20 protein-coding genes and 1 tRNA gene are annotated in these 21,188 nt (G+C 69.9%); 13 read left to right on the top strand and 8 right to left on the bottom strand.

The annotated features are described in order from the left end of the window. Positions 1 to 2 precede the first annotated feature (2 nt). Together ACN20J_RS29790 and ACN20J_RS29785 are read left to right on the top strand one after the other, a co-directional pair. Entirely contained in the window at positions 3 to 488 is a 486-nt protein-coding gene (locus ACN20J_RS29790) for a roadblock/LC7 domain-containing protein (protein ID WP_055617534.1), read from the top strand. Positions 489 to 572: 84 nt separating this feature from the next. Next, positions 573 to 947: a hypothetical protein gene (locus ACN20J_RS29785; RefSeq protein WP_055617533.1), complete on the top strand. Its 375-nt coding sequence runs from the start codon at positions 573 to 575 to the stop codon at positions 945 to 947. 14 nt (positions 948 to 961) lie between these two features. Here the strand turns inward: ACN20J_RS29785 and ACN20J_RS29780 are convergent, their stop codons facing one another. The 3 genes from ACN20J_RS29780 to ACN20J_RS29770 form a co-directional block, all read right to left on the bottom strand. Beyond that, entirely contained in the window at positions 962 to 1,546 is a 585-nt protein-coding gene (locus ACN20J_RS29780) for a hypothetical protein (RefSeq protein ID WP_419667212.1), read from the bottom strand. Positions 1,547 to 1,650: 104 nt separating this feature from the next. Then, the gene (locus ACN20J_RS29775) at positions 1,651 to 2,538 is read right to left on the bottom strand and encodes a MurR/RpiR family transcriptional regulator (protein ID WP_419668986.1); all 888 of its coding nucleotides are present in this window, start codon (positions 2,536 to 2,538) and stop codon (positions 1,651 to 1,653) included. 68 nt (positions 2,539 to 2,606) lie between these two features. Further along, on the bottom strand, positions 2,607 to 4,241 hold the full coding sequence (locus ACN20J_RS29770; protein ID WP_361904372.1) for an aromatic amino acid ammonia-lyase: 1,635 nt from the start codon (positions 4,239 to 4,241) through the stop codon (positions 2,607 to 2,609). Between the two features lie 141 nt (positions 4,242 to 4,382). Here ACN20J_RS29770 and ACN20J_RS29765 point away from each other — a divergent pair, with 141 nt between their 5' ends. The 5 genes from ACN20J_RS29765 to ACN20J_RS29745 all read left to right on the top strand — a co-directional run bounded on the left by ACN20J_RS29765 (position 4,383) and on the right by ACN20J_RS29745 (position 8,288). Further along, positions 4,383 to 5,417 carry an ABC transporter ATP-binding protein gene (locus tag ACN20J_RS29765; RefSeq protein ID WP_189837148.1) on the top strand — a complete coding sequence of 345 codons (1,035 nt, stop codon included), beginning with the start codon at positions 4,383 to 4,385 and terminating at the stop codon, positions 5,415 to 5,417. After that, complete coding sequence (locus tag ACN20J_RS29760; protein WP_055617530.1) at positions 5,414 to 6,055, top strand: ABC transporter permease; 642 nt, start codon at positions 5,414 to 5,416, stop codon at positions 6,053 to 6,055. Before ACN20J_RS29765 ends, ACN20J_RS29760 begins: the two co-directional genes overlap by 4 nt. Position 6,056: 1 nt before the next feature. Then, on the top strand, positions 6,057 to 6,719 hold the full coding sequence (locus tag ACN20J_RS29755) for an ABC transporter permease (RefSeq protein ID WP_189837147.1): 663 nt from the start codon (positions 6,057 to 6,059) through the stop codon (positions 6,717 to 6,719). Positions 6,720 to 6,803: 84 nt separating this feature from the next. After that, positions 6,804 to 7,736 carry an ABC transporter substrate-binding protein gene (locus ACN20J_RS29750; RefSeq protein WP_189837146.1) on the top strand — a complete coding sequence of 311 codons (933 nt, stop codon included), beginning with the start codon at positions 6,804 to 6,806 and terminating at the stop codon, positions 7,734 to 7,736. A gap of 123 nt (positions 7,737 to 7,859) precedes the next feature. Beyond that, positions 7,860 to 8,288, top strand: a complete 429-nt coding sequence (locus ACN20J_RS29745; protein ID WP_189838385.1) for a hypothetical protein — start codon at positions 7,860 to 7,862, stop codon at positions 8,286 to 8,288. Positions 8,289 to 8,745: 457 nt separating this feature from the next. Here the strand turns inward: ACN20J_RS29745 and ACN20J_RS29740 are convergent, their stop codons facing one another. Next, the gene (locus ACN20J_RS29740) at positions 8,746 to 10,137 is read right to left on the bottom strand and encodes a cystathionine beta-synthase (RefSeq protein WP_189837145.1); all 1,392 of its coding nucleotides are present in this window, start codon (positions 10,135 to 10,137) and stop codon (positions 8,746 to 8,748) included. 146 nt (positions 10,138 to 10,283) lie between these two features. Here ACN20J_RS29740 and ACN20J_RS29735 point away from each other — a divergent pair, with 146 nt between their 5' ends. The 3 genes from ACN20J_RS29735 (at position 10,284) to ACN20J_RS29725 (ending at position 13,999) form a co-directional block, all read left to right on the top strand. Next, complete coding sequence (locus tag ACN20J_RS29735) at positions 10,284 to 11,315, top strand: SGNH/GDSL hydrolase family protein (RefSeq protein ID WP_190229510.1); 1,032 nt, start codon at positions 10,284 to 10,286, stop codon at positions 11,313 to 11,315. Positions 11,316 to 11,672: 357 nt separating this feature from the next. Beyond that, positions 11,673 to 12,893, top strand: a complete 1,221-nt coding sequence (locus tag ACN20J_RS29730; protein ID WP_189837143.1) for an acetyl-CoA C-acetyltransferase — start codon at positions 11,673 to 11,675, stop codon at positions 12,891 to 12,893. A gap of 314 nt (positions 12,894 to 13,207) precedes the next feature. Continuing rightward, positions 13,208 to 13,999: a hypothetical protein gene (locus tag ACN20J_RS29725; RefSeq protein WP_189837142.1), complete on the top strand. Its 792-nt coding sequence runs from the start codon at positions 13,208 to 13,210 to the stop codon at positions 13,997 to 13,999. Between the two features lie 122 nt (positions 14,000 to 14,121). On the opposite strand, the gene ACN20J_RS29720 is transcribed toward ACN20J_RS29725, so the two are convergent. Continuing rightward, a complete protein-coding gene (locus tag ACN20J_RS29720) occupies positions 14,122 to 14,433 on the bottom strand; it encodes a hypothetical protein (protein WP_190229166.1) in 312 nt (103 codons plus the stop codon). Between the two features lie 102 nt (positions 14,434 to 14,535). Between ACN20J_RS29720 and ACN20J_RS29715 the strand changes: the two genes are divergently transcribed. Further along, positions 14,536 to 14,766, top strand: coding sequence for a DUF4287 domain-containing protein (locus ACN20J_RS29715; protein WP_055612668.1), 231 nt, complete (start codon positions 14,536 to 14,538; stop codon positions 14,764 to 14,766). Positions 14,767 to 14,871: 105 nt separating this feature from the next. Here ACN20J_RS29715 and ACN20J_RS29710 read toward each other — a convergent pair whose 3' ends face one another. From ACN20J_RS29710 to ACN20J_RS29700, 3 genes are all read right to left on the bottom strand, one after another. Beyond that, on the bottom strand, positions 14,872 to 15,768 hold the full coding sequence (locus ACN20J_RS29710; RefSeq protein WP_189837140.1) for a Bax inhibitor-1/YccA family membrane protein: 897 nt from the start codon (positions 15,766 to 15,768) through the stop codon (positions 14,872 to 14,874). A gap of 185 nt (positions 15,769 to 15,953) precedes the next feature. Next, a complete protein-coding gene (locus tag ACN20J_RS29705; RefSeq protein ID WP_419667211.1) occupies positions 15,954 to 17,129 on the bottom strand; it encodes a 4-hydroxybenzoate 3-monooxygenase in 1,176 nt (391 codons plus the stop codon). 193 nt (positions 17,130 to 17,322) lie between these two features. Next, positions 17,323 to 17,405 (bottom strand) — tRNA-Leu (locus tag ACN20J_RS29700). Between the two features lie 392 nt (positions 17,406 to 17,797). Between ACN20J_RS29700 and ACN20J_RS29695 the strand changes: the two genes are divergently transcribed. Together ACN20J_RS29695 and ACN20J_RS29690 are read left to right on the top strand one after the other, a co-directional pair. Beyond that, positions 17,798 to 18,568 (top strand): ABC transporter ATP-binding protein, encoded by a 771-nt coding sequence (locus ACN20J_RS29695; RefSeq protein WP_143639048.1) that lies wholly within the window; start codon positions 17,798 to 17,800, stop codon positions 18,566 to 18,568. A gap of 66 nt (positions 18,569 to 18,634) precedes the next feature. Further along, the gene (locus tag ACN20J_RS29690) at positions 18,635 to 21,160 is read left to right on the top strand and encodes an ABC transporter permease (protein ID WP_189837137.1); all 2,526 of its coding nucleotides are present in this window, start codon (positions 18,635 to 18,637) and stop codon (positions 21,158 to 21,160) included. Positions 21,161 to 21,188: the final 28 nt, after the last annotated feature.

Here is a 21,188-nt window from a genome sequence, read left to right as displayed (position 1 = left end):
TGATGGCGGCCGAGGCCGAAGTCCTCGACGAACTACACCGGTTGCGGGCCCGAGTGCCCCAGCTGACGGGTGCCCTCGCGGCCAGCGTCGACGGCCTCGTACTGGCCCAGGACACCCCGGGCGTGGAGCCGGAGGGGCTCGCCGCGCTCACCGCCGCCGCGCTGGGAGTCGCCCTGCGCATGGCGGACGCGACCGGAAGGGGCGATTTCCGCGAGCTGCTGCTGCACGGCGAGCACGGCTATCTGGCGACCTACGCGGCGGGACCGTCCGCCGTGCTGACGCTGCTGGCCGGCGACCGGGCGAACGTCGGCCGGCTGCACCTCGAAGGGCGCCGCTCCGGAACCCGGATCGCGGAGCTCGTCGAGGCCGCGGTCGAGAGCCGGCCGGCCCCGGCCGCGCGGGCCCCCGCGAAGCCCACCGCGCCCCGCACCCGGACCGCGCGCGTCGCGCGCACCACCACCACCGAGCCGACAGGCAAGACCCGCTGAGCACCGGCGACAGCCGTTGAGCACGGATCCACCGGACCGAACTCACCGGTCCGGACTCACCGAACCGAAAGGACAGTCACGACCATGGCGAACACCGAAACCTCTCTGAAAGAGGCCCTGGCCTCCATCGAGGGCGCGACCGGAGCCGCTCTCGTCGACTACACCAGCGGCATGGCACTCGGCACGATCGGCGGCAGCAAGGGCTTCGACCTCACGGTCGCGGCGGCCGGCAACACCGACGTCGTACGCGCCAAGATCCGCACCATGGAGCACCTGGGGCTCAAGGGCGAGATCGAGGACATCCTGATCACGCTCTCCGACCAGTACCACCTGATCCGCCTGATGAAGGGCCGCGGCGGCAACGGTCTCTTCCTCTACCTGGTGCTCGACGCCAAGCGCTCCAACCTCGCGATGGCCAGGCATCAACTGAAGAGGATCGAGGCGGACCTGGAGGTCTGACCCCGCTCCGAGGCTCAGACGAGCACGCCACCCCGACGCCGCGCCCCACCGGGCGCGGCGTCGCCCGCGGCGATCCCCGTGGCCCGATAGCCCTTGACCTGCTTGCCCGCCGGAACGCCTGCCCCGCGTCCGAGCCAGTCGACGCGGACCCAGACGAGCGACTCGGCGGCCCGTTCGAGCCGGCCGATCCGGGCCGCCTTGAGGCGAAGGCCCGCCCCAGCTCCGGCAAGCAACATCCCGCCGGCCGCGGGTACGGCGAACGCCGAGCCCAGTGCTCCCGCGAGGGCGAGCAGCAGCCACCACCGGTGCCCGCGCCGCCAGTTCCGTACCGTCACGGCCCGGTCCTGGAGCACGTCGTGCTTCCCGGCCCGGGCGGCCCCGCCGACCAGCGCCGTGTACCGCTTGTGCCGTACCACGGCCACCACGGCCGCGGTGATCAGGAAGAGCGCGGCTCCCGCCATCACCCCGATCCGGCGCCCGGTGATCCCGGGCACCAGTACACCCACACCCGCCGAGATCACTCCGAGCCACCACAACGGTGCCGCCCCGGCCCGTACGACGACGGCCACCCGTGCCAGTCCCTGCCCTCCGCGCGTCACGATCCGCTCCTCACCGACTCGACGACGCCTCATTTGGGCACGCAGGTTAGCGAGCAAAAGTGAGACCCGTCTGAGAGCGGACCGAAAAAGGTGACGCGGTACCACTACTCGACGAACAGGCCCCGGGCGGCGGCCCGCGCGTCGAACTCCTCCAGGCGTGCCTGCGCCTGGGGCAGCCCGTCGCACATCGCCTCCAGGAGCACCCGCCCGAGGAGCATCGGCGCGCACGCCGTGTCGAAGGCGAGCCCGGTCCCGACGGCGGCCGGCAGCAGCAGGTCGGACACCTTGGCGACCGGCGCGAACGCCGAGTCCGCGACCGTGACGACGGTCAGCCCGGCCTCCTTCGCGTAGGCCAGCGTGTCCACGACCTCCCGCGGATGCCGGGGCAGCGCGAAGCACAGCAGGGTCGTGGCCCCGGCGCGTACGGCCGAGTCGATCCGGTCGTGGACCATCGTGCCGCCCTCGTGCAGCAGCCGTACGTCCGGATGGACCTTGGCGGCGAAGTAGGCGAAGCCGTAGGCCTGGGACGCGGCTGCCCGCAGTCCGAGCACGAGCAGCGGCCGTGAGGCGGCGAGCAGCCGCCCCGCCCGCTCCACGGGACGCGGGTCCGCGAGCACGGAGGCGAGATGGCGCAGGTTCTCGATCTCGGCCTCGACGGCCTGCTGGTACTCGTTGTACGAGCCCGTGTCCGCCGCGGGTTCGGCGGGCGTGACCTCGCGCAGGTGCTTGCGCAGCGCCGGATAGCCGTCGAAGCCGAGGGCCACGGCGAAGCGGGTGACGGACGGCTGGCTGACCCCGGCCAGCTCCGCGAGTTCCACGCTCGACAGGAACGGCACGTCGGCGGCCCGCCGCACCATGCTGTGCGCGATCCGCCGCTGGGTGGGGGTGAGCCGGTGGCCCTCGAAGAGCGTCTGCAGCCGCCCGGCAGGACTGTCCGTCACGCCCGCGCTCCCGTCGTCCGTGCCCGCCCCGCCGTCCAGGCCCGTCTCCATGTCCGTGCCCATGCCCGTGTCCATGTCACTGTCCATGCCCATATTCACGCTCATGTTCCCGTCCACGCTCATGCCGTGCTCCCCCTCCAGATGTCCGTGAACCGGTCGAGCAGCGCCGCCGCCGCCGTCACGTCGTCCGTGAGCGGCCGGTCGGTCGGGTCCGCGTCGAGCACCGACTCGGCGAGTTCCAGCGCCCGCGCCACCGGCAGCTCCGGATCAGGCCGCAGCTCGCGCTGCCGCAACGCCCGTACGGCGGCGACGAGTTCACAGCCCACGACGAGCCGGTACGCATCGCACGCGCGCAGCGTCTGACGTGCGGCGAGCGAGGCGAAGCTGGCCTGCTCCTCGACGCCCCGGGAGAGTACAGCGTGGCCGAGCGAGGCGGGCGCGGAGAAGGCCCGCAGATCACCGAGGGCGGCGCCGGCGGCGTACTCCAGGATCATCACGCCGGAGGAGGCGGGCTCGTGGTCGGCGAGGAAGGGGCGCAGCCGGGTGTAGGACGGTTCGTTGAGGGTCGACAGGCGTGAGGTCGAAAGACGGGCCACCTGGGTGAGGGAGAGCCTGAAGTGGTCCAGGGCCAGGGCGAGTTGGGCCTGGTAGAAGCCGCCGTGGTGGTAGGCGGCCATGTCCTCGGCGCAGATCAGCGGGTTCTCGGCCGCCGCGTTGATCTCGACGGCGAGGACCTCCTCCAGCGCGTCGGCCGCGTCGTGCGCGGGCCCGTGGATCTGCGGCAGACACCGGAATCCGTACGGGTCCTGGATCCGGCCGAGCGGCGGCGTCGGGTGGTCGGCGGCGCCGATCAACTGCCGCATGCGGCGGGCCACTTCACTCGAACCGCGGTGCGGACGCGCGGCGTGCACGGGCGCCGCGTACGCCTCGTACGAGCCGTCCACCGCGACCAGTGACAGCGCGGCGACGACCTGTGTGGCCCCGATGAGCCCGCGCAGCTCGTGCAGCGCGAGGGCCGCCTGTCCGAGGGTGAGGGCGTTGCTGCTGATCAGCGCGAGGGCGTCGTTGTTGTCGAGCGGCTGGGGCTCGGGCGCGCCCACGGACTCCGGCGAACCGGCGACCGCACCCGTGGCCGCACCGGCGATCGCCCCGCCGAGCACGCCGCCGCCCACGCTCCCCGAGGCACCCGCGCCCACGACCGCGCGCACACCGGTGGACGCGTCCGCGCCCCGCCAGGGGTGCTCCCCGGCCAGCGCCAGCCCCAGCTGCGCGAGCGCCGCGATGTCCCCGGTGCCCACCGAGCCGAACTCGTTCACGACGGGGTACGCCCCGGCCTCCAGCGCCTCGCACAGCGCCGTGACGACGGTGGGCCGCAGGCCCGCGCCGCCCGCGAGGAGCTGGTTCGCGCGGACGGCGAGCATCGCCCTGACCTGCCGGGCGGGCAGTTCCTCACCGATGGCGCCGGCGTGGCTGCGCAGCAGACGCAGTCCGTGCTCGGCCGCCGCCTCGGTCGGCACGTCCTCGTTCCGGTTGGCGCCGACTCCGGTGGAGCGGCCGTACACCCGCCCGGTCGCGGCGATCCGCCGGGCGGCGTCCCAGGACTCCTCGACGCGTTTCATCGCCTCGGTGCCCGGAACCGGCCGTGCGGTCCCGTCGGCGAGCCGTACGACGTCGGCGACACCGGTGCTGCAACCGTCCAGCACCACGAGGCCGGTGGTCACCGCACCCGGCGTGTCCACATCCCGAGACGACATAGAGCGCGAACTCCCCTCAATCCGGACGTTCGATCTTGCCTGACGGTCATAAGTAACCGGCGATTAACACCGAACCGTTGACAACCTATTCAGATACAGAGAACTCTGCATGACGATATGCAGCCGGGCAAGGGACACCTCATGATCCAGTTCGACGCGGTCCACAAGCGCTTCCCGAACGGCACCACAGCGGTCCACGACCTCTCCCTGGAGATGCCAGAAGGCGGCGTGACCGTCCTCGTGGGATCTTCCGGTTGCGGCAAGACGACCACCCTGCGAATGATCAACCGCATGGTCGACCCGACCTCCGGGACCATCCGGGTCGGCGGCCGTGACGTGCTGGACCAGGATGCCGCCGACCTGCGCCGTTCCATCGGTTACGTCATCCAGCAGTCGGGCCTCTTCCCGCACCGCACGGTCCTCGACAACATCGCGACCGTGCCGCTGCTCCTCGGCTGGGGCCGCCGCAAGGCACGGGCCCGGGCCGCCGAGCTCCTGGAGACGGTCGGTCTGACCGCCGAGTCCGGGAAGCGCTACCCGCACCAGCTCTCCGGCGGCCAGCAGCAGCGCGTCGGCGTGGCCCGCGCGCTCGCCGCCGACCCGCCGGTGCTCCTGATGGACGAGCCCTTCGGCGCGGTCGACCCGGTCGTGCGCACCCAGCTCCAGGACGAACTGCTGCGGCTCCAGAAGGAGTTGAGCAAGACCATCGTCTTCGTCACGCACGACATCGACGAGGCGGTACGGCTCGGCGACCAGATCGCGATCTTCCGCACCGGCGGCCACCTCGTCCAGTGCGCGACCCCCTCCGAGCTGCTGGCCCGCCCGGCTGACGACTTCGTCGCGGACTTCCTGGGCGCCGAGCGCGGCCTCAAGCTCCTGTCCCTGACCCCGCTCAAGGACATACCCCAGGCCCCGGCCCCCGAGGGCGGCACCTGGGAACTGGCCCTCGACGCGGCCCGCAGGCCCCTGCACTGGCGCACCGGGGACACCGAACTCCCCGTACGGCCGCTGCGCGACACCGACTCCCTGCTCGCCGCGCTCAACGAGTCCATCGCCTCCCCGACCGGACTCGTGGCCCGCGTCGACGCCGACGGCGCCCTCACCGGTGTGACCTCGCGCGACGAGATCCACCAGCACGCGGGCCAGGCCCACGCGGAAGCCCGGGTGGCCTCGTGACCATCGACTGGTCGTGGATAGGCGACCACACCGACGACCTCACCACCCTGACCGTCTCGCACCTCCAGGCGGCCCTGTCCGCGGTCTTCTTCGGCCTGCTGATATCCCTCCCGCTGGCCGTGGTCGCCCACCGGATCCGCCCCCTGCGCGGCGTGCTCCTCGGCCTGTCGAACGTCCTCTTCACGATCCCGTCCATCGCGGTGTTCGTGCTGCTGCTCCCGGTCTCCGGCCTGACCCGCACCACCACGGTCGTCGGCCTGACGATCTACACCCTCGTCGTCCTCCTGCGGAACACGGTCGAAGGCCTCGACTCGGTCCCCGCGAAGACGAAGGAGGCCGCGAAGGCCATGGGCACGCGCCCCCTGCGCGCCCTCCTCACGGTCGAACTCCCCCTCGCACTCCCCGTGATCATGGCGGGCGTCCGTATCGCCACGGTCATGTCGATCTCACTGGTCTCCGTGGCCACGTACATCGGCGACGGCGGCCTCGGCCAGCTCTTCACGGACGGTTTCCAGCGCAACTTCCCGACCCCGGTCATCGCCGGCGTCGTCCTGACGCTCCTGCTGGCCCTGGTCGCGGACGCCCTGCTGGTGGCCGTCCAGTACGTACTCACCCCGTGGACGAGGCGGCGAGCCTGACATGTACGAACTCTTCAAGGACCTCGGCGACTGGCTGGTCAGCGGCGAGCAGTGGACCGGCCCCGACGGCATCGGCCACCGCCTCGCCGAACACCTCCAGTACTCCCTCCTCGCCACCCTCGTGGCCGCCGCGATCGCCCTCCCCGTCGGCCTGCTGATCGGCCACACGGGCCGGGGCGCGTTCCTCGCGATCAACCTCGCGTCCTTCGGCCGCGCCCTGCCCACCGTCGGCCTGGTCGTGCTCGTCTTCCTCGCGAGCGGCCTGTCGATGTGGCCGGTGTACGTGGCGCTGGTCGCCCTCGCGGTCCCGTCGATCGTGACGAACACGTACGCGGGGATGACCGCCGTCGACCGGGACGTGAAGGACGCGGCACGCGGCCAGGGCATGCGCTGGCACCAGGTCCTGTTCCAGGTCGAACTGCCCCTCGCGCTCCCGCTGATCATGACGGGCCTGCGGCTGGCACTGATCCAGGTGGTGGCGACGGCCACGATCGCGGCGTACGTCTCTTTCGGGGGGCTGGGCCGGTACGTGTTCGACGGGCTCGCCCAGCGGGACCTTGTGCAGGTGCTGGGGGGTGCGGTGCTTGTGGCTCTGGTCGCCGTCGTTCTCGACCTGGGACTGAGCGGCCTCCAGCGGGTGCTGTTCCGTCATCGCCCCGCGTAGGCGGACCCGCACGTTGTCACAGCCCCGCACCCCCGAAGGGGCGCGCCCCCTGACCTCTGCAACTCCCCTCAGGAGCTTCCTCCCATGAATCGACGTACCCTCCTCGGCGGGCTGTTCGCCGCCGCGTCCGTTCCCGCTCTCGCCGCCTGCAGCAGCGGGATCACCTCGCTCGACGGCGGGGGCAGTGCCGGTGGCGGGAGCGGGTCCAGCAAGGACGGTGTCACCATCGGCACCGCCAACTTCACCGAGAACCAGGTGCTCGGCTTCCTCTACGCGGCCGTACTGGAAGCCGCCGGTGTGAAGACGAAGGTCCGCCCGAACCTCGGCACCCGCGAGATCCTCATCCCCGCCCTCAAGGGCGGGGACATCGACCTGCTCCCCGAGTACCAGGGCGCCCTCCTGCACTACCTCTCCCCCAAGGCGGAGGCGACGGAGGAGGGCGAGATGCAGAACGCCCTCGCGATGGCGCTGCCCGCCGGGCTCCAGGTGCTGCCGTACGGCATGGCCGAGGACTCCGACGCGTTCGTCGTCACCCGGGAGACGGCCGACAAGTACGGCCTGTCCTCCCTCGCCGACCTGAAGAAGGAGAACGGCAAGCTCGTCATCGGCGCCGCGCCCGAGGTGAAGAAGCGCGAGGTCGGCGCGGTGGGCCTGAAGGACGTGTACGGGGTGGAGTTCAAGGAGTTCAAGTCCCTCGACTCCTCCGGGCCGCTGGTGAAGGGCGCCCTGAAGAAGGGTGACGTGGACGTGGCGAATCTCTTCACCACCGACACCGACATCGTGGCCAACAAGTGGGTCGTCCTGACCGACCCCAAGAACCTCATCCCCGGCCAGCACATCGTCCCCCTCATAGCCGACCGCAAGGCCGACTCGACGGTCCGCAAGGCCCTGGCCGAGCTGGGCAACGTACTCACCACCGCGGATCTCACCGAGCTGAACCGCCAGGTCGACAAGGACAAGAAGGACCCCGAGGACGTGGCGAACGCGTACGCGAAGGAGAAGGGCCTGACGAAGTAGGGCCCGAGGCGGCGGGACCCGTCACCGGCGGCCCCACCTGGTGGGGAACAACCCAACGGCGACAGGGGGGCTAACCCCCGTGCCAACCGGGCCCCGGCTCTCTACCGTTGAGATATGACCGGTATGGAAGCCCGCGACGCCGAACTCAAGAAGGAACTCGACGCCACCTTGCACGCACGCAAGGAACTGGGCGAAGAGTACGAGTCCGCGCTCGTCGACTCGTTCCTGGAAAAGGTAGAACAGCGCCTGGACGGCGCGGTCGACCGCCGGGTACGTCGTCAGCTCGCGGAACAGCAGATGGTGGTGGCCCGGGGCTCGCGCTCCCCGCAGGGATCCTCCGATTCCTTCGGCGAGCGCTTCGGCTTCGGCATCGTCTCGATGGTCCTCGCGATCCCCCTGTCCGCGATCGGCGGCGGGGTCGCGGAACTGCCCGGCCTCCTGGTCGCCTGGGCGGGCATCGTGGGGGTCAACGTGGTCCAGGCCGCACGCAACTCACCGAACTTCTTCGGCCGCCGCCGCAAGTCCTCCCAGGACAGCGAGTGGGAGGAGTGACGGGGACGACAGGATCCGCACGACACGCATGACACGTACAGCACGCACGACACGTACGACGTACACAGAGTTCAGGGAGCACGGGGAACGTCGAAGGGCCCGGTACCAGTAGAGGTACCGGGCCCTTCGCGAGCTTGCGCGGGGACCGCCGCACCCCCGATACCGGGGGGCGGGACGACGGCGGTCCCCGCGAGGGACGCGGGCCGGGTCAGGGCCGGGCTTACGCGTCCGTGGCGTCCATGGAGGTCCGGGAGCCGCTCCGGAGGTCCTTGGCGCCGTTTCGGTGCCGGCCGGGGCGGGGAGCCGCTCCCGCCCTTGCCGACATCCACCAATGTGCCGGACGCGTGTTAAGCGTGTGCTGCGCGGACGTGACGCGCTCGTACCACTTCCACGAAGTTCCGCCGTGATCGCTCACACCGGAAGTTCCCCTCCGGGGTGCGCAGTTCACCGGACGTTCCTACTGGCGTCCACCCTTGGCCAGGAAGGACAACAGGTCCTGCCGGCTGACGACACCGGTGGGCTTGCCCTCGACCAGGACGATCGCCGCGTCGGCGCCACCGAGCACGGTCATCAGGTCGCCCACGGGCTCACCGGAGCCGACCTGGGGCAGCGGCGCCGACATGTGCTTCTCCAGCGGGTCGGAGAGCGAGGCGCGCTGGGTGAACAGCGCGTCGAGCAGCTCGCGCTCGACGACGGACCCGACGACCTCCGCCGCCATGACGTCCGGGTGACCGGCGCCGGGCTTGACGATCGGCATCTGCGAGACGCCGTACTCGCGCAGCACCTCGATGGCCTCGCCGACCGTCTCGTCCGGGTGCATGTGGACGAGGGACGGGATGGCCCCGTGCACCTTGTCGCTCAGGACGTCGGCGACGCGGGCGCTGGGGCCCTCGTCCTCCAGGAAGCCGTAGTCGGCCATCCACTCGTCGTTGAAGATCTTGCTGAGATAGCCGCGCCCGCTGTCGGGCAGCAGCACGACGACGACGTCGTCGGGGCCGAGCCGCTCGGCGACGCGCAGCGCGGCCACGACGGCCATGCCGCAGGAGCCGCCGACGAGCAGCCCCTCCTCCTTGGCGAGCCGCCGGGTCATCTGGAAGGAGTCCTTGTCGGACACGGCGACGATCTCGTCGGCGACGGTCCGGTCGTACGCGGTCGGCCAGAAGTCCTCGCCGACGCCCTCCACGAGGTACGGGCGCCCGGAGCCGCCGGAGTACACGGACCCCTCGGGGTCGGCGCCGACGACCTGGACCTTCCCGTCACTGGCGTCCTTGAGGTACCGCCCGGTGCCGGAGATGGTGCCGCCGGTCCCCACGCCTGCCACGAAATGGGTGATGCGGCCCGCCGTCTGCTCCCACAGCTCGGGGCCGGTGGAGTGATAGTGCGAGAGGGGATTGTCGGGGTTGGAGTACTGGTCGGGCTTCCAGGCTCCCGGGGTCTCCCGCACGAGCCGGTCCGAGACGTTGTAGTACGAGTCGGGGTGCTCGGGATCAACGGCGGTGGGGCAGACGACGACATCGGCGCCGTACGCCCGCAGGACGTTGATCTTGTCGGTGCTGACCTTGTCGGGGCACACGAAGATGCACTTGTAGCCCTTCTGCTGAGCCACGATGGCAAGGCCCACACCGGTGTTTCCACTGGTCGGCTCGACGATCGTGCCGCCCGGCTGCAGCGCGCCGCTCTTCTCGGCGGCCTCGATCATGCGCAGGGCGATGCGGTCCTTCACGGAACCGCCGGGGTTGAAGTACTCGACCTTCGCGAGGACGGTCGCCTGGATGCCGGCGGTCACGCTGTTGAGCCTCACCAGCGGGGTGTTGCCGACGAGACTGATCATCGAGTCGTGGAATTGCACCGTTGTCTCCGGAGCTGAAAAGAAGTGGTTGGGGTGGTGTCGTCAGCCTAAGCCCCCTCCTGGGCGTTCACGTCTCGTTGAGATTGGCCGACGGTCTGTACGGGGCAAGCAGTGGGTGTACGGCAAAGAGGAGGTGGCGGCTACGCATGACGAGCTTGTCGAGAGCGAGGGTGGCACGCCGGATCGCCGCGGGCGCCGCGTACGGCGGCGGCGGGATCGGTCTGCTGGGCGCGGCGACGGTCGGAGTGGTACTGGCCGAGGTCCAGCTGGCCAAGCGCCAGGTGGGGAACGGCCACAGCCCCCATCCGCCGAGCGCGGACGGGCTGTACGGGTATGTGTACGCCGGCTCCGAGGAACCGCTGCGCCTGACGATGCTGGGTGACTCCACGGCGGCGGGGCAGGGGGTGCACCGGGCCCGTCAGACGCCTGGGGCGCTGCTCGCCTCCGGGCTGGCGGCGGTGGCGGAGCGGCCGGTGCGGCTGCGGAACGTGGCGCTGCCCGGCGCCCAGTCCGACGACCTGGACCGCCAGGTCGCGGTGGTTCTCGGGGAGCCGGACGGGATCCCCGACGTGTGCGTGATCATGGTCGGCGCGAACGACGTGACGCATCGGATGCCGGCGACGCGCTCGGTCCGTCACCTCTCTGCGGCGGTACGGCGGCTGCGTACCGCCGGTGCCGAGGTGGTCGTGGGCACCTGCCCCGACCTGGGCACCATCGAGCCGGTCCAGCAGCCGTTGCGGTGGCTGGCGCGGCGGGCCTCGCGGCAGCTCGCGGCCGCCCAGACCATCGGGACCGTGGAGCAGGGCGGGCGGACGGTGTCGCTGGGCGACCTGCTGGGGCCGGAGTTCGCGGCGAATCCGCGGGAGCTCTTCGGGCCCGACAACTACCACCCGTCCGCCGAGGGGTACGCGACGGCGGCGATGGCCGTGCTGCCCACGGTGTGCGCGGCGCTCGGCCTGTGGCCGGCGGAGGAGGAGCGTCCGGACGTCTCCCGTCGGGAGGGGTTCCTGCCGGTGGCCCGGGCTGCTGCGGAGGCCGCGTCCGAGGCGGGTACGGAGGTCACCGCGGCCATGCCCACGGGTCCGCGTGCCCCCTGGGCCCTCCTCAAACGCCGCCGCCGCCACCGCGTCCCGGCGACGGACCCGTCGCCGACGACTACCCGAGAGCCGACGGCCTGACCGGGCATTTTCTCGCCCCCGCCGCCCTTACCCGTTCCCGTCCCTGACTCAGGGGCTCCGCCCCCGAACCCCCGCTCCTCAGACGCCGGAGAGGCTAAATACATTGCGGCCCAGGCCGACGCCATCAGCCCGTCCGGCGTTTGAGGACGAGGCCGTTCAGGCCGATAAGCGGGGGTCTGGGGGCGGCAGCCCCCAGGGACGGGACGGGTAAGGGCGGCGGGGGCGAGGAAAGCAAGCGCTTAGACAAATGCGGTCCGAGTCACACACCCACACCCGTGACCTCGCCCATACGTACGGGTAACTTCCAAGGCAGGTCCGCCTACACCCCCGTTACGCCATACGCCAATGGAGCCGTAGATGCCCGAAGCCGTGATCGTCTCGACCGCCCGCTCCCCCATCGGCCGCGCCTTCAAGGGCTCCCTCAAGGACCTGCGCCCCGACGACATCACCGCCACGATCATCCAGGCGGCCCTGGCCAAGGTCCCGGAGCTCGACCCCAGGGACATCGAGGACCTGATGCTCGGCTGCGGCCTCCCCGGCGGCGAGCAGGGCAGCAACCTCGGCCGGATCGTCGCCGTACAGATGGGCATGGACCACCTCCCGGGCACCACCATCACCCGCTACTGCTCCTCCTCGCTCCAGACGACCCGCATGGCGCTGCACGCCATCAAGGCGGGCGAGGGCGACGTCTTCATCTCGGCGGGCGTGGAGATGGTGTCCCGGTTCGTGAAGGGCAACTCCGACAGCCTCCCGGACACGCACAACCCCCTCTTCGCGGACGCGGAGGCCCGCACCGCCGAGGTCGCCGCCAGCGAGGGCGCGAACTGGCACGACCCGCGCGAGGACGGCATCGTCCCCGACCCGTACATCGCGATGGGCCAGACCGCGGAGAACCTCGCCCGTCTCAAGGGCGTCACCCGCCAGGACATGGACGAGTTCGGCGTCCGCTCGCAGAACCTCGCCGAGGAAGCCATCAAGAACGGCTTCTGGGAGCGCGAGATCACCCCGGTCACGACCCCGGACGGCACGGTCGTCTCCAAGGACGACGGCCCCCGCGCCGGCGTCACCCTCGAAGGCGTCCAGGGCCTCAAGCCGGTCTTCCGCCCGGACGGACTCGTCACGGCGGGCAACTGCTGCCCGCTGAACGACGGCGCCGCCGCGGTCGTCATCATGAGCGACACCAAGGCCCGCGAGCTCGGCCTGACCCCCCTCGCCCGGGTCGTCTCGACCGGCGTCACCGGCCTCTCCCCCGAGATCATGGGCCTCGGCCCGGTGGAGGCGTCGAAGCAGGCCCTGGGCCGCGCCGGCCTGACCGTCGACGACATCGACCTGTTCGAGATCAACGAGGCGTTCGCCGCCCAGGTGATCCCCTCCTACCGCGACCTGAACATCCCGCTGGAGAAGCTGAACGTGAACGGCGGCGCGATCGCGGTCGGCCACCCCTTCGGCATGACCGGCGCCCGCATCACCGGCACGCTCATCAACTCCCTCCAGTTCCACGACAAGCAGTTCGGTCTGGAGACGATGTGCGTCGGCGGCGGCCAGGGCATGGCGATGGTCATCGAGCGCCTGAGCTAGTCACCGGATCCACCACAGCCGCCGGCGCCCGAACCGAAGCACCGCCGCTGTAACCGCAGTTGAACTCAGCGTGACCGAATCGGCCCGGAACCCCGCAACCACCGGGGCTACGGGCCGATTTGTGATCCAATCTCCCCCAGGATGTGACCTATCTCCCTCCGGAGAGGGATTTACGCAGGTCAGAGCCGTTACGCAACCAAACATCAGGCCTAAAGTCCTGTCCCTTTCGTGACGTTACGCACTGACAGCTGGTTAGTCCGCCCTTCAAGCTGATGTAGGAAGTCGGGGGTCGACTTTGAACCGGGAGTACGTCAGTGAGCACCACGTTTCTTGCTCTGCTGCTCGCCACAGCCACCACCACGGCCGTGGGCGTCGCCGTTCTGCGCACCCTGCTGGCGCTGCGCCGACAGGTGGCGGCCCTGCACACCCAGCTCGCCGAGAGCCAGGCCACGGCCGTCCGCGGCCTCGTGCCGTCGGCGCGCTCGACCACGGACACGGACGAGATACGCGCCGCCGTGGCCGAGGCGCTCGCCGAGGAGCGGGAGCGGGAGCTCGCCGAGGCCCGCGCGTTCTGGGCCGCTCAGGAGGCGCGTGACGCCTCGGACTCGCCCACCCTGCTCGGCCTGCCGGACAGTGATCTGTTCCTGCCGCGCCAGTCGGACTTCGCGGGCCTGGAACACCTGGAGCCGGTGACCGAGCCCGCCGCCGACGCCGACGAGTTCGCCGGGGACTCCCCCGAACTGGCCGCGGCCCGCCGCCGTCACCCCTCGCACCCGGACTTCGTACCGGTCCAGTCACCGGTCGTGAACGACCACGAACGCACGGTGTCCTGCCTGGAGGAGTTGGCCGAGTCCCGCACGGAACTCACCGACATCCGCCCCGGCCCCCTCGGCACGCTCGACGTCTACGTCTTCGCCGACGGCACCACCCTCTGCATGACCCCGGGCCACCGCGAAACCGCCGAACGCCTCGCGGACTCCCTGCGCACCGGCCACCCGCCGGTCCTCCTGGGCGGCTCCGGAGTCTCAGGCGCCTACGCCCTGACCTTCGAGTGCGCGGACGAGAACGTCTACGTCCTTGCGGACCGGGTCATAGCCTCGCTGTAGCCCCTCCAGCCGCTCAGCGGCAGGGAACCGCGCGCCCCGTCAGGGGCGCGGGGCTGTGACATCACGCGGCTCCGCCGCGTGGGCGCAACCAGCCACGACGCAACGACAGTCGCCGGCGAACCTCAAACCCCCGCCCTCTTCTGCGCCTCCTCGACAACGCGCACCGCATCCGCGACGCCGTCCTCAGAGGTCAGCACAACAGCCAAGTCATTCCCAGCCAGAGTGATCTGGTCCGCCGCGGCGAACATCCCCGCGTCCGGCATCTCCAGAGGCTCCCGCAAGGGATCCTCCAACCGCTGGGCACGCAGTGCCAACTCCCTGGCCAGCCCCAGCGCTTCCGCGGCGGCCCCCCGTTGCAACCGGCTCTGCGGAGCGGCCCGCAACCGGTCGGCGAAATGTTCCACGGCCCGCGTCAAAGGCGTCGTATCAAGCACGCGCCGACCCTACGCGCCTCATCTGGACTGTTGCCAACAGGCCAACGCTCAGGCACGGTGACTTGAAGGACCGGCTTACATCCCATGCGTCCGGAGGCGCCGATGTCCCAAGTCTTCTCCGAGGAGACCCATCGCAATCTGCTCGCCCGCATCCCCCATTGCACCGGTCGTGAGATCTCCGACTGGCTGCGCACTGTCGACGATGGCCCTGCCCTCTTCCGTTTCGAGGAGAAGGTCAGCTGGCTCCGCGCCGAGCACAACCTCGCGTACGGCCACGCCAAGGCGATCATTCACGAGTACGACCTGAGGAGGGCCGCGCGCAAACTGCTCTGAGCGGTTTCGCTCAGCTCCAGCACCCGAAAATGACGGACGAAACAATGGAAGGGCCCGCGAACCGTGGTTCGCGGGCCCTTCCGACTGCGGGTTCTGCTCTGCCTGCTAGTCGTTGCCGCTGAAGATCGCGACCAGGCGCAGCATCTCCAGGTAGATCCACACGAGGCTCATGGTGAGGCCGAACGCGGCCAGCCAGGATTCGTCGCGCGGGGCACCGTAGGCGATGCCGTCCTCGATCTGCTTGAAGTCGAGCGTCAGGAAGAACGCACCGAGGACGATCGCGAGAATGCCGACGATCGCGCCCAGCGGGCCCATGCTCCGCAGCCCGCCGTCATCGGCGACACCGAAGACGACCAGCAGCAGGTTGACCGCCATGACGAGCACGAAGGCGATGGCGATGGCCATGCCGATGCGCGCGTACCGGGCGGTGACACGGATCCAGCCCGCCCTGTAGACGAGCAGGGTCGCACCGGACACCGCGAGGGTGCCGAGCACGGCCTGGAAGGGCGCGCCGCTCCACCGGCTGTTGAACATCTCGCTGATCACGCCGAGGAAAACGCCCTCGAAGGCGGCGTACGCCAGGATCAGCGGGGGCGAGGCCTTGCGCTTGAAGGCCTGCACCAGCGCGAAGACCATCGCGATGAGCGCGGAGCCGATGGCCAGGCCGAAGCTGCTCGACGTGACCGGCAGCAGGGCCCACGCGAGCACGGCACCGACGGTGACCGTGCCGAGCGTCATGGCCGTACGCGTGACGACGTCGTCCATCGTCATACGGCCGGCGGCGGGCGGGGCCTGCGGCGGTGCGCCGTGCTGGAGGTCCTGCGGGGCGTAAGGATTCTGCGCGTACGGGTTGCCGCCCTGCGGGGCGTGCGGGGTGCCCGCGTACGGGTTCCCCTGCGTTCCGACAGCGGGGCCCCCGGCCTGCGGCGCGGTGTTGAAGCCCGCGTAGCCGTTGTCGCGGCTGAACCCCCGTCGCGAGAAGACCGGGTTGCTGCTCCTCATTTCACTCCTCCATGGCCACCCTGCGTGGCCTTGGCTCAAGAGTAATGGGTAGGCAAAAGAAAGCCTCTAGTGCCTGGGGAGGATCTTTCCCCTCTTGTGACCGGGAACACCAGGCCGAGACCCGGCATTCCCCGCACCGTTACAACGCCGGTACGCACTGTTCCGGTTCCCTCTTCCGGGGTGTCTCACTCCAGCGGGAAGCCGGTGTATCCCTCGGCGAGGTCCTGCTCGGCGGCCCGCGAGCCGGCGATCCGCGCCAGCCGGGCGAGCTGGATCCGGTCCTCGAAGGGCGTCGCGTCGGCCGGCCGGTGCAGCAGCGTCGTCATCTCGTACGAGAACCGCTCGGCCTGCCACACCCGCCGCAGACAGGTCTCGGAGTACGCGTCGAGCAACTCCGCCGACCCGGTCTCCTGCTCGTACGCCAGGGCCCGCGCGAAGGTGACGACGTCACCGACCGCGAGGTTCAGCCCCTTGGCACCGGTGGGCGGCACGATGTGAGCGGCATCACCGGCCAGGAAGAGCCGCCCGTACCGCATCGGCTCGTGCACATGGCTGCGCATGGGCGTGACGGACTTCTGGGTGATGGGCCCCCGCTCCAGCCGCCACCCGTCCCCGGTCTCGAACCGCCGCTCCAACTCGTCCCAGATCTCGGCATCCCCCCACTCCTCCGCGTCCGTGCCCTCGGGCACCTGGAGGTAGAGCCGCGAGACGACGGGCGACCGCATGGACAGCAGGGCGAAGCCGCGGTCGTGCCGGGCGTAGACGAGCTCGTCGTGCGAGGGAGGCACATCGGCGAGGATCCCGAGCCACCCGAACGGGTAGGTCCGCTCGAAGACCCGGGTGAGCTCGGCGGGAATGGCCTTGCGGGCAACCCCCCAGAACCCGTCGCACCCGACGACGTAGGAGCACTCCAGCACCTCCTCACGCCCTTCATGCCGAAACCGCACCCGCGGAGCAGGGCCGTCCGCCCCCTCCACGGCGAGGGCCTCCGCCTCGAAGAGGAGGGGCCCGCCCTCCTTGAGCTGAAGCGCGATGAGGTCCTTGCACACCTCGGTCTGGGCGTAGACCATCACGGACCGCCCACCGGTCAGCGCGGGAAAGTCGACCCGGTGCCGCCGCCGGTCGAACCGCAGCTCGATGCCGTCGTGCCGCAGCCCCTCACGGTCCATGCGCTCACCGGCACCCGCGGCCCGCAGCACGTCCACGGTCCCCTGCTCCAGGATCCCGGCCCGCTGCCGATGCTCCACATAGGCCCGGTCCCGGCTCTCCAGCACGACGGAGTCGATCCCCGCGTTGTGCAACAGCCGCGCCAGCAGCAGCCCGGCCGGCCCGGCCCCGATGATCCCGACGGTGGTACGCATCGCCTCGCCCCTTCGCGCCACGAAACTGAAGTGAGCGACCTTCATTCTGTTCGCCCAGTGAATCAAACTTCACCAATTAACTACGGTGAGTCTCCGACGGACAGAACCCACTGTCAACGGTTGCGAGGTGAAGTCTTCAATGAAGGATGCACCCTTCATTGGGATACGCCGGAAAAAGCGGAAGTGTCGGAGGTGCCCGGAACCGGACTTGAACCGGTACGCCCGCGAGGGGCAGCGAGGTTTAAGCTCGCCGTGTCTGCATTCCACCATCCGGGCAGGCCATGGGCTCCGCGTCGAGTGTTCCGAGCCTATCGGGACAGATCCCCCGAACAGCGGAAGGGCAGCCCGATGTTGTCTTATTTTATTGACGTCTGAGGGTGCATCAGCCCACGGTACGCGCCATCAGCACATGCCAAATGCCGTTCGGCCGAAGCTTGACGGCGTATGGGGAATGACGTGATTTCACCGCCCGAACGAGCGGAACCTGACGAACCGTCGCCGATTCCCCCTCAGGGACGGACGTCATCCCCAGGTATGACACGGGCTCGCCGGGTCCGACCCAAGACTGCCTTCGGAACCAGAACAGCGGGTGACTACACGGCGCCGATCGAGGCAGACGATGGAACGGTCGTCCTCACTCGTCGTCGTCCCGACAGGAGCACCCTCCCGTGACCACCATGCCCCTCGCCGACCGTGCCACCACGGTGGCCGCCCGCGCCTCGGAACTGTCCAAGGTCTACGGACAGGGGGAGACCCAGGTGGTCGCCCTGGACCGGGTCTCCGTCGACTTCCGGCAGGCCGAGTTCACCGCGATCATGGGTCCCTCCGGCTCCGGCAAGTCCACGCTGATGCACTGCGTGGCCGGCCTGGACAGCTTCTCCTCCGGCTCGGTCCGCATCGGCGACACCGAACTCGGCTCCCTGAAGGACAAGCAGCTGACCAAGCTGCGCCGGGACAAGATCGGCTTCATCTTCCAGGCGTTCAACCTCCTCCCGACGCTCACGGCCCTGGAGAACATCACTCTTCCGATGGACATCGCGGGCCGCAAGCCGGACAAGGAGTGGCTGAACAAGGTGATCGGCATGGTGGGCCTGGCCGACCGGCTCTCCCACCGTCCCACCGAGCTCTCCGGCGGCCAGCAGCAGCGCGTCGCCGTGGCCCGCGCACTGGCGTCCCGCCCGGACATCATCTTCGGCGACGAGCCCACCGGAAACCTGGACTCGCGATCGGGTGCCGAGGTGCTGGGCTTCCTCCGCAACTCAGTACGGGAGATGGGGCAGACCGTCGTCATGGTCACCCACGACCCGGTGGCCGCGGCGTACGCGGACCGCGTGATCTTCCTGGCCGACGGGCGGATCGTCGACGAGATGCTCTCGCCGACCGCCGACGGCGTCCTCGACCGGATGAAGGCCTTCGACGCCAAGGGCCGTACGAGCTAGCCGACAACGCGCCCTCGCGCCCCGCCGCGTCTCGTCCCGCCTCCTCCTCCACCAGGACAGAAACCCATGTTCCGTACCGCCCTGCGCAACGTCCTCGCGCACAAGGCCAGGCTGTTGATGACCGTGCTCGCCGTCATGCTCGGCGTCGCCTTCGTCTCCGGCACCCTGGTCTTCACCGACACCTTCGGCAACGCCTACAAGAACAAGTCGGCGAAGAGCTTCGACCACGTCTCGGTCGCCATACAGCCCGAAGGCGGTTCCTACAACGAGTCCGGTGACGACGGCGAGGCCAAGAAGCCGCCGCGGCTGACCGACGCCCTGCTGAAGAAGACCCAGAACCTGCCCGGCGCCGACTCGGCGATCGGCGGTGTCATGGACTTCACCGCGCTCGCCGACAAGGACGGCAAGCTCGTCGGCGGCGACTGGGGCACCTCCGGTGCCAACTACTACCCCGGCAAGGACGGCAAGGACCCCCGCTACGACTTCACCGAGGGCGCGGCACCCAAGTCCGCCGGTGAGATCGCGCTCGACTCCAGGACCGCCGGACGCACCGGCTACAAGGTCGGTGACACGGTCCGCTACTCCACCGACGGACCGGTGAGGCAGGCGAGGATCAGCGGCGTCTTCGACACCGAGGACGGCAGCGTCCTCGCGGGCGGCAGCCTGGTGGTGTTCGACAACGACACCGCCATGAAGGTCCTGGGCAAGAGCCAGTACGACGAGATCGACGTGAAGGCCGCCGCGGGCACCTCCGAGACGGCGCTGAAGAGCTCGGTCGAGAAGATCCTGCCGAAGGAGACGGTCGCCCTCTCCGGTGCCCAGCTCTCCGACGACCAGGAGGCGATGATCGAGGAGCAGACCAGTGCGATGAGCCAGGTCCTGCTCATCTTCGCGGGCATCGCCCTGTTCGTCGGCATCTTCATCATCGCCAACACCTTCACCATGCTGGTCGCCCAGCGCACCAAGGAGCTGGCCCTGATGCGCGCCATCGGCGCCTCGCGCCGCCAGGTGACGCGCTCCGTGCTCATCGAGGCGTTCCTCGTGGGCCTGGCGGCCGCGGTGACCGGCTTCACGCTCGGCATCGGCGTGGCCATGGGCCTGGAGTCCCTGATGAACTCCGCGGGCGCGTCCCTGCCCGACGGGCCGCTCGTCATCGCCCCGACCACGATCGTCGTCGCGCTGGTCATCGGCGTGGTCGTGACCATGCTGGCCGCCTGGCTGCCGGGCCGCCGCGCCGCGAAGATCCCGCCGGTCGCCGCGATGAACAGCGTCCACGCGACGCCGACCACGCGCGGTCTCGTCGTCCGCAACACCATCGGCTCGATCATCGTCGCCCTCGGCACGGTCATGCTGTTCATGGACGACAACTACGTGAAGGCCGGCGGCGCCGGAGTGATCCTCGTCGGTGTCATCGTCCTCACGCCGCTCCTGTCGCGCCCGTTCATCGCCGCGTCGGCCCCGCTCCTGAAGCCGTTCGGCGTCACGGGCAAGCTGTCCCGGCTCAACGCGGTGCGCAACCCGCGCCGCACGGCCTCCACCGCCTCGGCCCTGATGATCGGCCTGACCCTCATCACGGCGATGACGGTGGTCGCGACCTCCATGGGCAGCGCCATCAACAAGATGGCCGCGGACTCCCTGAAGGCCGACTACACCGTCTCCATGGCGAACTACCAGCCGCTGGCCCCCGAGATCCGCGAGAAGCTGGACAAGCTCCCCGACGTCGAGGCGAGCAGCCCGTTGCGCCCGGCCTACGGCGAGCTCGGCGACTCGTACACCGAGGTCTCCGGCGTCGACGAGAAGGCCTTCGGCAAGCTGGTGAGCCTCGACTTCACCAGCGGCTCCCTCGCGAACCTGACCGGCGCCTCCACCCTGGTCGACAAGGAGACCGCGGACGACGAGGGCCTGAAGACGGGTGACACCGTCCCGGTGAAGTTCGACGACGGCAAGACGGCCGAGCTGAAGGTCGCCGGCGTCTACGAGCAGAACGAGATGCTCAACGGTCTGTTCGCGCCGCTCGCCGTGGTCGACCCGCACCTGTCGAAGGTCACCGATCAGCAGGTCATGGTGAAGATGAAGGACGGTGTCTCCGACCGGGCCGAGGACGCCATCGTCAAGGCCCTGGGCGACAACCCCGCCATCAAGATCCAGGACAAGAACGCGATCAACAACGAGATCGCCGGCGCGATCAACCTGATGCTGAACATGCTCTACGGCCTCCTGGCGATGGCCATCCTGATCGCCGTCCTCGGTGTCATCAACACCCTGGCCATGTCGGTCTTCGAGCGGAAGCACGAGATCGGCATGATGCGGGCCATCGGTCTCGACCGCGCGAAGGTCAAGCAGATGGTGCGCCTGGAGGCGATCATCATCTCCCTGTTCGGTGCGGTGCTCGGCATCGGTCTCGGCCTCTTCATGGGCTGGGTGGCGGGCGACAGCATCTCAGGCACGGTGAAGACGTACACCATGGAGATCCCGTTCGGCCGGATCGCCGTCTTCCTCTGCATCGCTGGCCTGGTCGGCGTCCTCGCGGCGATGTGGCCGGCGCGCAGCGCGGCGAAGCTGAACCCGCTGATGGCGATCAAGAGCGAGTAGTCACTGGAGGTGCGTACGTGAGTGGGGC

It is taken from the genome of Streptomyces sp. 2-1 (genome assembly GCF_048564895.1).
GTDB classification, from domain to species: domain Bacteria; phylum Actinomycetota; class Actinomycetes; order Streptomycetales; family Streptomycetaceae; genus Streptomyces; species Streptomyces phaeochromogenes.
Note: the sequence above shows the minus strand (reverse complement) of the source record. Positions and strands in the feature narration are given on the sequence as shown.